12 protein-coding genes are annotated in these 17,036 nt (G+C 43.1%); 5 read left to right on the forward strand and 7 right to left on the reverse strand.

Features of this window, described 5'->3' with window-relative positions:
• The 3 genes from rplS to LYNGBM3L_RS47055 form a co-directional block, all read right to left on the reverse strand.
• A partial coding sequence (gene rplS / locus LYNGBM3L_RS06455) for a 50S ribosomal protein L19 (protein WP_008180520.1) occupies positions 1 to 354 on the reverse strand: 354 nt, incomplete at its 3' end.
• 112 nt (positions 355 to 466) lie between these two features.
• A complete protein-coding gene (locus tag LYNGBM3L_RS06460) occupies positions 467 to 1,639 on the reverse strand; it encodes a zinc metalloprotease (RefSeq protein WP_131827128.1) in 1,173 nt (390 codons plus the stop codon).
• A 661-nt stretch (positions 1,640 to 2,300) separates the two neighbouring features.
• Entirely contained in the window at positions 2,301 to 5,456 is a 3,156-nt protein-coding gene (locus tag LYNGBM3L_RS47055; protein ID WP_008180522.1) for a phospholipid carrier-dependent glycosyltransferase, read from the reverse strand.
• A gap of 100 nt (positions 5,457 to 5,556) precedes the next feature.
• Here LYNGBM3L_RS47055 and LYNGBM3L_RS06470 point away from each other — a divergent pair, with 100 nt between their 5' ends.
• Both LYNGBM3L_RS06470 and LYNGBM3L_RS06475 read left to right on the forward strand, forming a co-directional pair.
• Entirely contained in the window at positions 5,557 to 5,949 is a 393-nt protein-coding gene (locus LYNGBM3L_RS06470; protein ID WP_044492385.1) for a type II toxin-antitoxin system RelE/ParE family toxin, read from the forward strand.
• Positions 5,942 to 6,250, forward strand: a complete 309-nt coding sequence (locus LYNGBM3L_RS06475) for a helix-turn-helix domain-containing protein (RefSeq protein ID WP_008180525.1) — start codon at positions 5,942 to 5,944, stop codon at positions 6,248 to 6,250. The genes LYNGBM3L_RS06470 and LYNGBM3L_RS06475 overlap by 8 nt, the downstream gene beginning before the upstream one ends.
• A gap of 116 nt (positions 6,251 to 6,366) precedes the next feature.
• Here the strand turns inward: LYNGBM3L_RS06475 and LYNGBM3L_RS06480 are convergent, their stop codons facing one another.
• A complete protein-coding gene (locus LYNGBM3L_RS06480) occupies positions 6,367 to 6,804 on the reverse strand; it encodes a GNAT family N-acetyltransferase (protein ID WP_008180527.1) in 438 nt (145 codons plus the stop codon).
• Between the two features lie 186 nt (positions 6,805 to 6,990).
• On the opposite strand from LYNGBM3L_RS06480, the gene LYNGBM3L_RS45475 reads away from it, so the two are divergent.
• Positions 6,991 to 7,134: a hypothetical protein gene (locus LYNGBM3L_RS45475; protein WP_154659695.1), complete on the forward strand. Its 144-nt coding sequence runs from the start codon at positions 6,991 to 6,993 to the stop codon at positions 7,132 to 7,134.
• A gap of 16 nt (positions 7,135 to 7,150) precedes the next feature.
• Here LYNGBM3L_RS45475 and LYNGBM3L_RS06485 read toward each other — a convergent pair whose 3' ends face one another.
• Positions 7,151 to 8,767: a glycosyltransferase family 39 protein gene (locus tag LYNGBM3L_RS06485; protein WP_008180533.1), complete on the reverse strand. Its 1,617-nt coding sequence runs from the start codon at positions 8,765 to 8,767 to the stop codon at positions 7,151 to 7,153.
• 184 nt (positions 8,768 to 8,951) lie between these two features.
• A complete protein-coding gene (locus LYNGBM3L_RS06490) occupies positions 8,952 to 9,617 on the reverse strand; it encodes a methyltransferase family protein (protein WP_008180535.1) in 666 nt (221 codons plus the stop codon).
• Positions 9,618 to 10,626: 1,009 nt separating this feature from the next.
• Between LYNGBM3L_RS06490 and LYNGBM3L_RS06495 the strand changes: the two genes are divergently transcribed.
• Together LYNGBM3L_RS06495 and LYNGBM3L_RS06500 are read left to right on the forward strand one after the other, a co-directional pair.
• Entirely contained in the window at positions 10,627 to 11,406 is a 780-nt protein-coding gene (locus tag LYNGBM3L_RS06495; RefSeq protein ID WP_008180541.1) for a hypothetical protein, read from the forward strand.
• Positions 11,407 to 11,897: 491 nt separating this feature from the next.
• Positions 11,898 to 12,653, forward strand: coding sequence for a hypothetical protein (locus LYNGBM3L_RS06500; protein ID WP_008180543.1), 756 nt, complete (start codon positions 11,898 to 11,900; stop codon positions 12,651 to 12,653).
• Between the two features lie 218 nt (positions 12,654 to 12,871).
• On the opposite strand, the gene pruA is transcribed toward LYNGBM3L_RS06500, so the two are convergent.
• A complete protein-coding gene (pruA, locus tag LYNGBM3L_RS47060) occupies positions 12,872 to 16,069 on the reverse strand; it encodes an L-glutamate gamma-semialdehyde dehydrogenase (protein WP_008180545.1) in 3,198 nt (1,065 codons plus the stop codon).
• Positions 16,070 to 17,036: the final 967 nt, after the last annotated feature.

Consider the following 17,036-nt stretch of genomic DNA (forward strand, 5'->3'; position numbering starts at 1 on the left):
TACGGTCAAAGCGTGTTTGATGCGAGTAGCCTTACCAACGCGATCGCGTAAATAGTATAGCTTGGCTCGACGTACCTTGCCTCGACGGATTACTTTTATATTAGCAATTTTTGGAGAATGGAGTAGAAAAACCCGTTCCACACCAACCCCTTGGAAAATCCGGCGTACTGTAATCGTTTCATTAATGCCACCATTGCGCATGGCAATCACAGTGCCTTCATAGGGTTGAATCCGTTCCTTATTACCTTCTTTAATCCGTACCCCTACACGCACGGTGTCACCGACGTAGATGGTAGGGACGTTGTCCTTAAGTTGTTCCGCTTCTATGGAACGAATGATTTCTTGAGCATTCATGGTTTTTGCCTAAAAGCACCAGTTTTTGATTATATCCCAAAGAAAGACTTGAAGTCTAGAATTTTTTGGGAAAAGGTAGGACTTCAGCACCACTACCTGTGTCTGTGTCTGTCTATTTGGTGTAAATAGCTGATCTCGTAGGTGTATCTACTCTCTGTTGCTTGCTTTTTTTGCCTTGAGTACTCAAACGTACACCTATAATACCAAGGGCTAGTAAACCTAATGTAGCAGTAGGTTCATCAACTCTAGCCTCAGAGGAAAATCTAGCCTCAGATGACACTGGATACAGGAACTGGCGACCAGCGTAGTCATCGTTAACCAATGGGCTAAGGTTGGTGACTGGGTTCCCTGGAGCTATACCTAGTCCCCGGGATTCCATCAGAATATCTACGCCTGGGGTGTCAACACCAGGATCCTGATCTGGAACTGTAAACAATGAAAATGGTGAAGCAGCTGGATTGAGGGGATCGATTAGTTGGGCAATCGGGTTGCTCAATGTGGCTAGAGCTGTGGCGCTAGTACTGCCATCATAGTTGTCGTCGATAAATCTATTAGCACTGATGTCTCCTTCGATGTCCCCTAATCCAATGGCATGACCGATCTCGTGGGTCAACAATCGCCTGAAAAAGTCGAGGGTATATACTGTTCCGGCATTATTGTTGAAGGTCATATCTGCCCCGATAATGGCGCTTGAGCCTGCGTAATTTTCCGTTCCAGAAGTGAGAGTTACAGTATCGTTGATGTAATAGAAAAACGATTCACCTTGGGGTGAGGTATTTCCAGGATTCCAGAAAGTTGCATCTGTCGATGCCAACAGGTCAATCTCGGCACCATCTGGGTGAACGCCTCCTGTACCGGTTCCTATTACTGATGTCTCTAAATCTGCTACAAATGACAAATCGGTACCTAACCCAGAAACTGGGTCAACTACAGTCCAGGCGTTGAACGCAGCCTCAATGGCATTTTGAAACTCGTTGACACTAGGAACAATATCCCAGGTGAATAAATCTCGGTAAGCTTGATAGGAACCGCCCTGTAGTGAGTATCGCAATCCGCCGTCCAAGGAACGATCTTGTCCTTGGATAGTCCTTGGAGCTGCATCCCATCGGGAGCCACCTCCGAGTGTGTTACCAGACCGGTTAAAAATTACAAAAGCGTCAGAGCGTCCTGGGTTAGCAACTTCAATGGCGGCGAAGCTCAAAACAGACCCTAGGATGGCTAGTGATAGGTTTTGTGTCAGTTTGAGTAAATCCATAGGTTGTTTGTTTTTGGAGTTTGTTTTCATAAGATTTTTGATTTTCATACATTAAAATCTATTGGCAGATTAGTTTGCTCAATATCAAATGACCTGTTTTTTTGAAATCCGCTTTAATTCAATTAAATATCAAATTTAATTGAATAACATCAATAAAAATACGGAAATTTTATAAATCTAGTAAATTTTATGATTGCGAAATATAGCAGAAGTCAGAAGTCAGAAGTCAGAAGTCAGAAGTCAAACTCTTGCGCTTCTTGATGCAGTCGCTCATGGGGGAAACCCCCAAGACCGCGCTGCATCGCTTACAAAGGGTGTGAGACTTTTGTCATGTCCTAACTGCCCTGGCGACTGCTATATTAAGTAATCGGTATCGGTAAATTGGTATGAGTAAACGCAAAGACCCAAAGAAGACGAAGACTAAATTTTTTAGTATTATTGACACATTGATTCACAATTTATTCACAATGAAAGAAAATTAGCCGTAAGCATATGCGCTACGCGCACGCTGCTTGAGGTGCCGTCAGCGGTCAGCCGTGAGCTAAAGGCTCACGCTACTTGAGGTGCTTATTTTATTCAAAAGCAGCGATTGCGCTACTTGAGGTGCTGCGCGAACAGTAGCTTGGCCACAGGCCCAAAGCTGATACGCGACACGCTGATACGCGACACGCTGATAGCTGATAGCTTACAATTAGCGATCGCTTTCAAGATCTAATCCCTGAATAACACTCCAAGCTTTGAACACATTACCTTGCATCAAGGCAGCTATACCAGATAGGGCTTGTAGTTCGGGAATAGTCCGGTTGATTTTAAGGGCAGGTTTCAGGGCTTTTTCCCCATCTTTTCCATCCCAATCATAGAGATAGACGAAGGCAAGATAAGCGTGAGCATAGGGATTTTGGGGGTCAAGTTGGGTGACTCGCTTTAATGCTGCGATCGCACCTTCTACATCTTGCTGCAATACCCTACTCAAGGCCAGAGCATAGGCCAAGTCTAGGTTATTCGGTTCCGATTCCAGCCGATAGCTTAAGGCTAAATCTGCTTGTTCTAAGTAGTCCTGAATCGGATCGTACTGGTTAATGCGGGCAGTTTCTTCAAAAACTGGTTCTAGGCCATTGAGTCCTTTAGGTAAATTAGTGGATAATATCCGCATTTGGGTGATTAAATCTAGTTCTGGTGCAGGTATGGGGCTAGCTGCGGGATCGATGGTCAAGGTAACTGTTGGTACTTGTATCGGATAGGTTTCGCCAGTTTGTCGATTCAGGTAAGTTGCTTTCAGGGTGTAGCTTCCAGCTGGGATATCTGCTGGGGGAAACATCGCCATCCGTTCAATGACTTGAAATTGAGAATTGGCAGGTGGTAATTGGGAAGAGTGTAGTTCTCCCATGGCAATACCATGGTCGTGTAACCATCGGTGAGTTGTTCGCCTTTGGCGTTCCCGAAAGGTAGGTTGAAGGTTGTTTGGTTGAAGGTTAGTTTGGGTTGAAGGTTGAAGGTTAGTATCGGTTGAAGGTTGAAGGTTAGTTTGGGTGGAAGGTTGAAGGTGAGTATCGGTTGAAGGTTGAAGGTTAGTATCGGTTGAAGGTTGAAGGTTGTTTGGTTGAAGGTTAGTATCGGTTGAAGGTTGAAGGTTAGTATCAGTTGAAGGTTGAAGGTTGTTAGGTTCCAGGTTAGTATCGGTTGAACCTTGGCCAAAAGGCCACGCTACGCGAACAACCTTCAACTTGTTAACCTTGGCCAAAAGGCCACGCTTCGCGAACAACTGGCCCACCTTGGCCAAAAGGCCACGCTTCGCGAACAACTGGCCAACCTTGGCCAAAAGGCCACGCTTCGCGAACAACTGGCCAACCTTGGCCAAAAGGCCACGCTTCGCGAACAACGGGTCAACCTTGGCCAAAAGGCCACGCTTCGCGAACAACTTACCAACCTTCAACTTGTTAACCTTGGCCAAAAGGCCACGCTTCGCGAACAACTTACCAACCTTCAAATCTACCGGTTGCCAGGTTAGGATAACGATGCCAGATTTTAATTGCTCCCAAGAACCAGTCCACTGATAAGTTACTGGTACAGGTACTCCAGCAGGAGATGTTTCTGGTATGGTGACTTGCTCTAATTTAACTCTGGGACTTGAAGTGAGAGTAGTGCTCAGTGAACCATTGCCATTGAAACTAGTGGGTTTGATGGATGATTGGTCACCCACAGGCTTTATCGATAATGGTTTTACGGCTATTGGTGGCTGCCGCTTGTGATACAGTTTCAGTTGGCTAGCATCGGGTAATTCCCAAGTCTGGTGTAGCTCAAACTCTGACCCTTGCTCAACTGCCTGAACAATAGCTGCTTGGGATTCTGGGATTGACCCTTGGGCACCAGTTTTAGTGAGGAACCAAGAAAGCGATCGCATATCCTGTTTCACTTGTTTGGCTTGGGTTCCCACTTGACGCCCGTATACTTGGAAATTGGCTAATGCACCATAGTAATTGAAGTTGTGTTGGTTAATGTCTGGGGTTGATGGTAATACTCCTAAGTTAGAGCGCAAGTAAGGTTGAGTCTTGATGATTTCAGCAATTACCTTCCGATGAGGCCATGGCTGTCCTAAGTAGGGAAAATGTTGTACACGGGGACTAAGTAATTGAGTCAATCCTCTACCTCCTAATGGAAATAGATTCAACATCATCAGTACAGTTGCTAGCCCTACCGTGCTCCAACGCATCGGTTTACCCCAACGATTAGTCCAGCAGGTTAAGCCATAAGCCAGAAACAGTGATAGCACTGGAACTAATGGCAAAATATAGCGAGCATCTTTATTAATATTCAATGAACACAATAGATAACCACCCACTATGAAGACCCCTAGCCAGGTTAGTGACCAGATGGGGGGATGGGGGGATGGCAGATTGTTCGATTTTGCGATCGCGGATTGCTTGAGCCCATACTTGAGCCCATAAATTAATAGTCCTACTATCGGTATTAACAACAGCGGCCAAGAGATCAGGTAAGGTAAGATTTTCCAGTAGTAAACCCAAGCATCAAGGGTATTGAGGGCTGGGTCTCCTTCTGCGATCGCGGAATCAATGGTTGCTCGCTTGCCAGAGGTCAATATCAACAACCAATTAATCCGGTACCATGGACCAAATAGCAAAACTGATACCAGCAAACCCCCGATTAATTGAGCTAACCTTTGCCATTGCCTCTGCCACAGAACCCTCACCCCAGCCCAAGCGATTGGCACGAATAGAAAAAATAAGGCGGTTTGCTTAACTAGCAACGCTAATCCTAAACAAAGCCCAAACCCCAACCCCCACAACCATCCTTGTCTTACTGTGGTTCGGGATAAGGGTGTCTTGGCCCTTGCCAAACTCCACCACACTGTCAGAGACCAAAAACACAAACTGACTACTGTGGTTAAGGGATAATCCAGCAAAAATTCTAAACGGTAGCGATATAGTCCTGGTAACAACATGACTAAACCAGCAGCCCATAACCCTACCCGGCGGTTAAATAACACCAGCCCTAATCCATAAACTGAAGCAATTAACACTCCACTACATAAAACTAGCGCTATCGTAGCTAGCTCTGGTTCGGTTCCAAACAGCTGCTGAACCATTGCGGCAATAATATAAGTCAATGGCGGGACTTTTGAGGAAATTGCCCAAAAACTGCTCCACCACTCCCCAGAGAACCACTCAGGATGCTGCAACGCTTGCCAGTAATTCAAGGAACCGGTCAAATAATCCGCCTGGTCCCAAGCTGGAACAGAGTGATCTAGGGCAAACCAAATGCGATCGCAAAATCCACTCCCTAGCCAAATTAGTCCTAGAATTACTGGATCTCTCAAGCGTCTTTTCATAGTGGTGAGTGCTAGGTGCTCAGATGAATTAGCTACAACAATCTTACCTGTAGTGATATTGACTTATTATAACAATATTGTTATATTAGGATGGTGTGCTGTGCCGGAAACCCGTGTTGTTTTCTTCCAGGAGGAGGATGGGGAAGTTCCAGTCCTAGAATGGTTGACGCAACTTTTGCAGTCAGACCGTAAAGGTTATGCCAACTGTGTTGCCCGAATTAAGCTACTTGCGGCATCTGGATATGAACTGCGTCGTCCAGTGGCAGATTATCTGCGTTCTGGTATTTATGAGTTGAGGGCAAAGCATCGTCGTGTGCAGTATCGTATCTTGTATTTTTTTTACGGACAGAATGTGACGATTCTCGCCCATGCTATTACCAAGGAACAAGCAGCAGTACCGGACATTGATATTGAAAGGGCAATCTTGAGAAAGGGTTTATTTGAAGAAAACGCACATGTTCATACCTATGTAGAGGAGGAAGAAAATGACTAAGACTTCTGATGCGATTAAAATTCTTAACAAGAAAATTCGTACCGACCCCGAGATGGAGGAAATGATAGCAGAAGCTTCTCTTAATGCAGAGGTGGCACAGTTGATTTATGAAGCCAGAACAAAAGCGGGGTTAACCCAGAAACAGCTTGCAGAACTTGTGGGTACAAAGCAGCCTGTGATTGCACGACTGGAAGATGCTGATTATGAAGGACACTCCCTTTCGATGTTGCAAAAAATCTCTCGCGCTCTCAATCACCGGGTAGCGATCGCGTTTATCCCTACCGCAAATCTGATTCCATAGACCATTTGCAAATATAGCAATTCTCAATTCGATGACGTAATTTCGTGTAGGGTTTTAGGGACTAGGGAGTAGCGATGCATCACGATTACCTATTTATTGTCACCTTTTTAGCTCAATTATATTAACTCATTTACCATCTTCACATGAACAATACCAGCCTCCTCAAAGGAGTCTCCCATTATTTCAAAACCTAACTTTTCATAAAGCCCTTTCACATACTCTTGAGCATGAACTACCACTACCTTAATTCCAGCTTGGTCAGCTAACTCTAATGCTTTAATCATCAACTGTTTCCCAATGCCCTTACCTCTAGCATCAGACAAGACAGCTAACCGTTCTATTTTTGCCGTTTTATCATCTAGATATCTTACCCTAGTTGTGCCTACTGGCTGATTATTCCAATAGGCTAATAAATGCTTCGCTATTTCATCCTTACCATCAAACTCTAAATCCGCTGCTACCCCTTGTTCAATCTGAAAAACCTGCACCCTGATTAACGTAATTTCTGATAATCGTTCAGTATATCCAACAACTTTAATAGTCAACTCATCCATTTACTTATTCCAATTATGTAAGCATATGCGCTACGCGCAGGCTACGCCAACAGCAGTCAGCCGTCAGCCGTCAGCTTAAAAGAAACCTCAGCACTTCAAGTAGCGTACCCATAGCCCATAAGCTGATAGCTGAATGCTTACCCAATTATTAACTACTTAAATTATAATATAGTGGTTTCTATCTTAATGAGGTACACAGGATTTTTTCTTTCTTCCCTGTTCCCTGTTCCCTGTTCCCTGTTCCCTGTTCCCTGTTCCCTGTTCCCTGTTCCCTGTTCCCTGTTCCCTGTTCCCTGTTCCCTAAAACCCAAGGATTTGTATCTCACCTAATTTAAAACCGCTATACTTAAAGCCTTAACTTACCGAGGGGCTTGACACTCGACTCATCAAACCACTCTATTTTAGTACTATACTTTTCCTCAAGTCCTTGTTGCAAATTTTCAGATGGATAAAATAGAAACACATCACTAAACCCTTGAGGAATATCGGGAATATTAGGGGGAATGACTAACTGAAATTTTACCTGAGGATTTAATAAATAACTAAGAGAAATCACATCCCCAGGATTCACTGAAGAAACATTGCTAATTACCAGAGGTCGATCAGTTTGATTAATAATCCTAGCGATAGTAGGATTGTTACCCCCAACTTGCTTGTTCCACCAGATTTCTGTTTGGGAAATAATAGCACAAGAGATAACTCCCCCTGTAAGCAGCACAGCTATTATTCCTTTCCAGACCTTCTGTGTTCTTAAATTAGCCTTTATTAAGTTAGCCCTGGATAGAGACCCAGTTATATACATACTAATTACATAAGCAACAGCCAGCTGCACTCCGATATAGCAAGGTAGAAAATACCGACTACTCACTGAACGTCGTCCTCCCCAAATTAAGTCTGGTAAGATTAACCCTAATGCAGTAATAACGATTAACGTTAAAACCAGTAACCAAACTCGCTGGGTAGTATAACGACAGATAAAATAAATTGCATATCCCACAAAACTTCCTAAAATTGGTGGAATTATATAGGTAAATGGATGCTCCAGTGGTATTCCAAAATCAAAAAAGATAAAACTAAGGTTTATCCCCCAGATTTTTACCAACAATGATAAAGGGACTTGAATAGTTGTCCAATGGGTTTTATGCTGAATGACAGCTAAGTTAGTAACCACCACAACTAACCAAGGGGAAAAGGCTAGAAACCCGGCACCAGATGCTATGAAATAAGCAAAAATAGTTTTATTAAAGCGAAACCGTTCTATAATAAAGACATAAATTCCATGCCCAATGGCAACAAATATAGAAAAGAGAAATGTGTAAAGACTAAGGGACAAGGTGACAGCATAGATTACCCATGACCAGAGGTAGTGTGTTACTTTTTTACTATCCTTAGTTTTGCGGATAGCTTGTAACAGAGACGCACAAGATAGGATAATAGTCAGTGTCCATAGACTATATTCTCTTGCTTCTTGAGCGTAGAGTACATGAAAGGGAGATACCGCCAAAAGTGCCACAGCTACCCATGCCACTAAAGGGGATTCAAATAATTCTAAGCATAGCCAATAGATAGCTGGGAAAACCAGCAGGCTAAACAGAACAGATAAACCCCTAGGGTTATTGACAGCAGCACCAAATAGCTGCCGCCAAAACCGCGCCATTAAATAATAGAGGGGTGGATGTTCTGGGTTTTTAGCTAAGGCATGAATAGTATCGCCTAAATCTTTTTCAGGATTAGGATGCTGATACTTTTGTAAGTCTTCAACACCAATCACCCTACCATCAAAAACTTCCTTAATTACTTCATATCCAGTGTAGCCAGAACTCCGAATTGAGGTATAAACCTCATCGTGCCAGTATATTTTATGGTTTAGATTGAAGCAGCGGAAGAAGATTCCTAGCAGTAAAAGGACGATAATTAAAAATCGCCATCTTAGGGAAAAATACTGCTTAGATGGTTTCGTCATATATTAAATTGGTGGTTGGGATTCCATTCACCAGTATTTTAGATAGAAATATTGTAGATATAAAGGTTAATGGTTTTTGTACTTAATTCCTAACGTCTACTCCCTACTCCCTACTCCCTACTCCCTACTCCCTACAACCCAGTGCTTTGTACTTCACCGAATTGATAAATGCTATAATTTGTGACTACCTGTTTTTTTGGGCAAAATCTGGATCTTTTGGATTGGAAGTAGTAGCTAAAAATAGCTGTGGTAGTAGTAATCCAGAATTAGCCTTGTAGTCAGCAAACTCTGGATAGCGGGAGAGAGACTTATCTTTTTTGAGGATATTGGGAATAAATATACCTGCCATAAAACCTGCCAAAATCAAAAAGGGTAGCCAGTGCTGAGCTAGCATGGCAAAAGCAGAGTAGATCAGGATTTCTCCCAAGTAGTTTGTGTTTCGACAGCGAGCAAAGAATCCTTCTGTGATTAATCCAGGACGATACTTGAGAGTATAGTATTTCTGGGCATCACTGGCATAGTGTAGAAAGACTCCCATGATATTCATGGAAATGGCAGCAGCGACCAGGGGTAAGGGAGGCTCAGAACCACTCCTGATCAGAATAAAGGGAGCAACCCAGTAGAGCATTAGTATTCCGAAGCCAAGAATTCCCATGCCAATCGGTATTTCTTCCTCCCACTGCTTGTCTGGATAGATACGGTCTTTGAGTAGCCACATCACCCCATAGGTACCATGGAGGGCTAGGTAAACCCATGGCCCAAGGGTGAAATTCTGGTAGACAACCATTAATCCCAGCACTACTGGAGCGGTAAGTCCTTTGGAAAGATTGATGAAGTGCTTGATTTTCATAGGTAAGGTGTCTTCTCGATTAAAGGCTTGCTAAGTGACTACCGTAATTCTACGGAAATTTCTGATCGTGTTTCCACAATTAACCAGTCTATCAGTGGATTGAATTTAGTGTTCAGGAGTAAGTGACTAAGTACCTGGACATAAATTATATTAACTATATTAACTTTTTGAAAATTACTCAATTCATTGCTGTTCAAGGTTTTCCGGTCACTATTTTATAATTTACCTAGTCAAAATTAATTGCATACGACTACTTATATTAAAGGTAATATCACTACCGCAATTCTACGTAAACTTGTTATTTTTTAATTAAAAATTACCGAATAGGAATTTTAAAAATAATGATTTATTGTATTAATATATACTTGCTATCATTATTTTTAAAATAATTCGCGTATTTATCAGTAATTTGTCTTAAAAATCCTCTGATTAATGCAATCATGATTTATGATTAACTAGAGCTTTTACATTTGATTTGTGAACAAAGTACCCTATTGAAATACTAATTTCATCTAGTTTGGCGTTCACGAATCATTTAGGTGCGACCCGTGGCGAATTAAATTCGCCAAGGTCAAGCGCACCTTTAGAAACCCTATAGCAGTTTTCCATCGGGTGAGTTACTTTCCTCCTTAGAGGTTGTCTGAGAAGTCTCATTTGCTACATTCAAGCCCCCTAAATCCCCCAATTTTGGGGGACTTTTACCAACAAATTGATTCTTGTTCCCCCCAGAATTGGGGGCTAGGGGGGCAAAATTCAATATCAAAAAACTTTTCAGATATCCTCTTAGTTTTAGGGAGCAGGGATTAGGGAGGAGGGAGCAGCGATCCAGGGCAGTCTTCGGGAGCCAGTGCGGTCTTGGGGGTTTATACCATGAGCAACTGGCGTGGTTTCCACGGGGCTTACAAGCAAGGTTCGTTCACCTAGTGTCTCCGAGAATCGCGGTGTTCCGCACACAGAACCCAAACCATGAGCGACTGCATCAAGACAAGTAAAGGAATTTCAAAATGTTATGTTTATTATTGATCAAAAAGAAGCCAGTCAAACCATTGAGTGGCTGGATAAATCTACAATTATTTTCCAAAATAAACTATTCACTATATGTTTTTATATTTCCCAAAGTTTTTTCAAAAAATCCTTTCATTTCTGTGGCGAACTCTCTGAGAAATATCCGAATTTTTATTTGCTAGTAGAACCTCCGAATTATCTGACAATTTGGATTGAGCAAAAACAGGTAACTTTAGCGGACGAAGTTTCTAGTTCACCAATAAATAGTGCTCAACCATTATCCACTGATTATTTATCACTAAAAGCAGCTAGATCTGAAGCGGAAACTCCTAGACATCTTGATGGTAAACAATCCAGAAATCATAACCAGTTGGCTACGCCAGGTTTACCTGATTCACTCCCGGAAGATATTTCAACTTCCGAAGCTTCGATAGTAACTCAAAACCCCGGATACTGTTACAATCCGACAGAATCTGATTCCCCAGCAACTCCAAAATTAGCTACTGGTAATCTCAATCAGGAGCAAGAGATTCCGGAATCTGAATTCCATGTGCATCCTAGGTGTCAGCAAATTACGGAGCAATCTCTTCAACGGCTGTCTAAAAAGAAATATCGAGGAATTTCTTACCAGGAGCAAGATGTCTTGAGCCAGCTACCGGAATCGGAGTTATCTCCCAATTCTGAGGCTTCCAATTCTGAGGCATTGGATCAAAAACGGTCTAAAAAAACCTATCGAGGGGTTCCTTTCCGTGAGGGACTTACGCCCTGGGTTGCCCGGGAGTAGGTAAGTCAGAAGAGGGAAGTCAGAAGAGGGAAGTCGGAAGCGGGAAAAAATATTGTGTACCTCATAACTGCGATCAACGCTATATTTGAATAGAGTAGATCATGATCAGATACCCAATTACCAAGACAGAAATGTAGCGATTTCTGGAAGCGGAGACAAGGAAGCTTGGGTTAATTCTCAAAGTAGCTACATTTTATGGTTGACAAATCAATTGAGTTGTGATATAATAGTTATTGATATTATTTACTCCATCCTAAATACTTTGTCTTTACCCACATAGGCGTGAAACCGTTAATTGACTGGGCAAGACTCCAGCTCGATGCCCAAAATCCCAGGATTAATCAAATAAATTTTCAATATATTGGGTCAAGGATGTAGCCAAATCTGCGACGCAATTGACTACATTCTTCCGTTGACACTTTGAGAGCAAAATTGCCACAATCTCACCAGCTATTTCCAAAAATAGATCAAGTAGGGGGTAAACTACCCAAATGTTAATAATTGATCAAGAAAAGATTAATCAAGAGATTCAGTGGCTGGATGAATCTACAATTATTTTCCAAAATAAAATATTCAAGAGAGGTTTTGATCTTTCCCCAAATGCTTATAAAAAATCCTTAAAGTGTTGTAGTTGCGAAATCTGTGAGGAATTTCGGCCTCTGTATTTAGTTTTAGAACATCCCCATTATCTGACAATTTGGATTGAGGAAAAAGAAGCAAGTTTAGCCAACAAAGTTTTTAGTTCACCAATAAATAGTGATCAACCTAAATTCACTGATGTTTTATCACTAAAAACAGCTAGATCTGAAGCGGAAACTCCTAGACATCTTGATAGTGAAGAATCCAGAAATCATAACCAGTTTCCTACGCCAGTTTTACCTGATTCACTCCCGGAAGATGATGTTTCAGCTTCCGAAGCTTCGATAGTAACTCAAAACCCCGGATACTGGCACAATTCGACAGAATCTGATTCCCCCGAAAATCCAAAAGTACCTACTGGTAATCTCGATCAGGAGAAAGTGGTTTCTGAGACAGCAGTCAGTGACCAGAACAATACACCAAAAGCTGAGGGCGACCTGAATCCTAGTTGTCAGCAAATTACTAAGCAATCTGTTAAACGGGTGTCTAAAAAGAAATATCGAGGGATTTGCTATGAAGTGGAAGCTATTTTTCTCCAGTTACCGACCGATGCTCAAGGGTTTGTTATACAACGGTCTAAAAAGAAATATCGAGGGATTTCCTACTAAGTTCATAGGTAAGCATATGCGCTACGCGAATAGCTCTCAGCGGTCAGCTCTCAGCGGTCAGCTTAATATAAACCTCAAAAGCGAGAATTTAATATTGATAGATTAATGAGAATTGAAAGTCACCAGAAAAGTCTATCAGCTTTGTGGCACAGGCTTCGACCCTGGGACGCACATAAGCTGATACGCGACACGCTGATAGCTGAATGCTTACCTAGAAACTATTCCATTCCTTCAATGGGTGCAAAGCCTTGTCGTTGGATATTTTCAGTAATAGTACGGGGTTCGAGGAATTGCACTAGATAATCGGGACCTCCTGCTCTTGAGCCTACTCCAGACATCTTGAACCCACCAAACGGTTGCCGTGAGACAATGGCACCGGTAATATTGCGGTTGATATATAGATTACCGACCTCAAGCTCGGCTGAGGCTTGTTCTATATGGGATGGAGTGCGAGAATATAAGCCTCCGGTGAGGGCATAGTTGGTACTGTTGGCAATATCAAGGGCTTCTTGGAAATTCTTTGCGGCCATTACTGCTACTACTGGACCAAAGATTTCTTCTTGGGCAATGGTGGCGTTGGGAGAGATATCGTTAAAGATCACTGGACCAATAAAGTATCCGGTGTCAGGTGCTGGCATTTCTAATGCTACGTTGGCTTCCTGACGTCCTTTTTCAAGGTACTCCCGAATGCGATCGCGTGAAGTAGCATCTATCACTGGACCGACCTGGGTACTGGGTGCTTCTGCTGGCCCAATGTTAAGCGATCGCGTTGCTTCAACTAACCGTTTTAGGAAGCTCTGATACACTGGCTCCAACACAATTACTCGGGAGCAAGCGGAACACTTTTGACCACTGTAGCCAAATGCTGATTTGACGACTCCAGCTACGGCTTGGTCGAGGTCAGCACTTTCATCTACGATAATTCCATTTTTACCTCCCATCTCAGCAATGACTCGCTTGAGATGTTTTTGACCTGGTTGCACGATGGCGGCATCGGCGTAGATACGACAACCGACTTCTTGGGAACCGGTAAAGGCAATTAGATGGATATCGGGATGCTTGACCATATGGGCACCGACGGTTGAGCCTTTGCCTGGAACAAATTGAAATACTCCTTTGGGTATCCCGGCTTCTACTAAAATTTCAGCTATTTTTGCGGCAATCACTGAGGAATTTGCTGCGGGTTTGAGTAGCGTACAATTTCCTGCCACTAGGGCTGCTACAGTCATGCCTGTAGTAATAGCCATGGGGAAGTTCCAGGGAGAAATTACTAGAGCAATACCTCGGGGTTGATAGACATAGCGATTGGTTTCTCCAGCAATGTCGTAGTTATATCCATCGGTTAGCCGTTCCATCTCTGATGCGTAGTAATGACAGAAGTCAATCGCTTCGGTGACTTCTCCATCGGCTTCTCGTAATGGTTTCCCAACTTCCAGACAGACCCATGCTGATAATTCAGCACGGCGTTGTTCCATCAAGTCTCCTGCTTTACGTAAAATACCAGCACGTTCCCTTGCAGGTGTACGTCGCCAACTGGGAAATACTGCTTTAGCTTTTGCGATCGCTAATTCTGCTTGTTCTACAGAAATTAATCCAATTTTCCCGATCACGACCCTAGGGTTAGAGGGATTAACAGAATCTACTGTGTCTGTTGTAGACTGATACTCCCCATTGATTAAGGGTAAATAGGTCTTACCCAGTTGTTGGCGAACGGTAAGTAAGGCTTGTTTGGCTTTTTCTCTGGCTTCTAGCTGAGCATAGTCTGTATTTGCAGCATTGGTGAATGGGTTAGGAGGTTGAAGGTTATCGGGTTGAAGGTTAGGAGGTTGAAGGTTAGAAGGTTGAAGGTTGGAAGGTTGAAGGTTAGTTGGTTGAAGGTTAGTTGGTTGAAGGTTAGTTGGTTGTTCGCCTTTGGCGTTCGAGAAGGGTAGGTTAGCAGGTTGTGAACTTTCAACCTTCAACTTGCCAACCTGCAACGGTTCGTTATTCAACTTGCCAACCTTCAACCCTTCAGAACTTTCAACCTTCAACCTGCCAACCTGCAACGCTTTTGGTGGTGCAATCAATTCCTCTACGGGTCTATCTTCTAAGCTTTGTCGTAGGAAGGAACTATTTGCGGTATTTTCCAATAGCCGCCGAATCAGGTAAGCCATTCCTGGTAGTAGTTCTCCATAGGGTGCATAAACCCTGACCCGATGACCCTGATTGACTAAGGCTTTGGCGAGTTGGTCTCCCATACCGTAGAGGACTTGCATCTCAAAGCAGCGGCGGGGGATATTGAGATTTTCAGCAATTGCGATCGCATAAGCTTGGGAGCGCACGTTATGGGAACCGATAGCGCTATAGACATACTCGTGGTTTTCTAGCAGCAGCTTGGTGATACGCTCAAAATTGGCATCCGTAGCGGCTTTCTGGTTATATACTGGTTGGGGCCAATGGTTTTGCAGTGCTGTTATCGTCTCTTGGTCCCAATAGGCTCCTTTGACCAAGCGTATGGTTACTGGATTACCCCGCTGTTTTGCCCAGGCAATCAGGTCTTGACAATCTTGTTGTGAGTCTCGCAGATAGGCTTGCATGGTAACACCGATATCGGTGCGTGGGCGAAACTCTTCTTCCATCAGCAAGTCTTTGAGTATGGAGAAAGTAATGTCTTTGTATTCATACTGCTCCATATCAAAATGAACCGCCGCTCCTAATTCTTTGGCACGGCGGAGCAATTCACGGATGCGATCGCACACCCGATTTTGGCTACCCTGAGGATCAAGAGAATCAAATTGAGAGTAGAATGCTGTTAGTTTAACCGATACTTGCACTAATGGCAAGGATTTACCATCAGCAACGTCAATTTCCTCTACCGTAGACCACTGTTTGGCTGCCTCAGTGAGTTGTTCGATCAGTTCCAGATAGCGGTCTAGATAAGACTGAGCTTCTGATTCTGTAATTACTGCTTCCCCCAATAAATCTAGGGTAAATGCCATCTTCTGGTTTCGCAGGCGTTTAATGGTTTTCAGGGCCTGGTTGAGATTTTCCCCAGCAATATACTTTTGGGCTAGGGTGGCTACAGCAGCAGATATGGTTTTGGCTGCCAGTTGTCCTGGTATGGAGTCAGGATTGGTGAAATTGAGCATTCCCTTAAGGGCAGCAGGCAGTTCTACTGACTCATCCCCTAGGTATTCTTGAAAGTGACGAGCCACTTCCGTTTGGCTAAGCAGTGCCGGTAGGGTATCGATGAAGCGAAATAGCTGCACCCGTAGTCCTGGATTACTCATTGCCCAGGCTAGTAACTTATCATCCCACCGCATTTGGTCTCGCATTTGGGCAAGAAAGGAACCTTTCTCCCGAGTTGCGGCTAGAAGTTCTCTGGCAATTTCCTGAGTTTTAGCTTCGTAAGTGCTTTTGGGGATTTCTATAACCACCGGTAGTAGACTCCTGTTCTAGACTATGGCAGTTTTTGATAAAACAACCATTATATTCTATTTTCTCTAGTTAAAGCAATATCTGACCTGAGTCTTTAGAGGGATTTGCTCATAAGCATTCAGCAGTCAGCCGTCAGCTTTCAGCTTTCAGGTATCAGCTATCAGCTATCAGCATTCAGCCATCAGCATTCAGCTTTCAGCTTTCAGCTGTCAGCCTATGGGCTACGCACACGCTACTTGAGGTGCTTTCAACCATTGGCCTGTGGCCAATGGCTGTTCGCGTAGCGTGCGCGTAGCGCTAATCGCTGTTCGCTGATGGCTAATAGCTGATGGCTGATAGCTGATAGCTGATAGCTGATAGCTGATAGCTGATAGCTGATAGAAAAGCCGGGATTGATAATCGTGATATTTTTGTCATCATAGAAGTAACTCCTATTTAGGTGGGAGGAAAGCCGCGCTGGTGGTGGTTAACAGTTATGACCAGCGCGGTTATTAGTTTCAGTCGTCACCTTCTATAGTATAGATAAATCCTCTAAAAAATGCAAGGGGTAATTCAAATTATTTACATTTATTTATGAATAAAAAATTTGACAGTTTATATATTAAAATCTGTGTAGTATATAGCTAGTTTTTTTTGGTTATAGCAATCGTAAATTAATTGTAATATTTTTTGTTACGTGTTACATATTTTCTGTTCCCTTTTCCCTACTACCTCCTCCCTACTTACTGCTCCCTTTTTAGATCAATCCTATGTTTACATTTAAACTAAAAATGCTATAGGATAGTATCAATCATCATTTACAGACTAGTTATGTTAACCCTCGATGAAATCGAAACAGCTATTCGACAATTACCGAACAGCGAGATTCGAGAGCTGGCAGCCCGCTTACAAAATTATTTAGATGATGCGCGATAATAGGTGGGACCAGCAGCTAGAATCTGACCTAAAATCAGGAAAGCTAGACAC

This window comes from Moorena producens 3L (assembly GCF_000211815.1).
Lineage (GTDB): Bacteria > Cyanobacteriota > Cyanobacteriia > Cyanobacteriales > Coleofasciculaceae > Moorena > Moorena producens.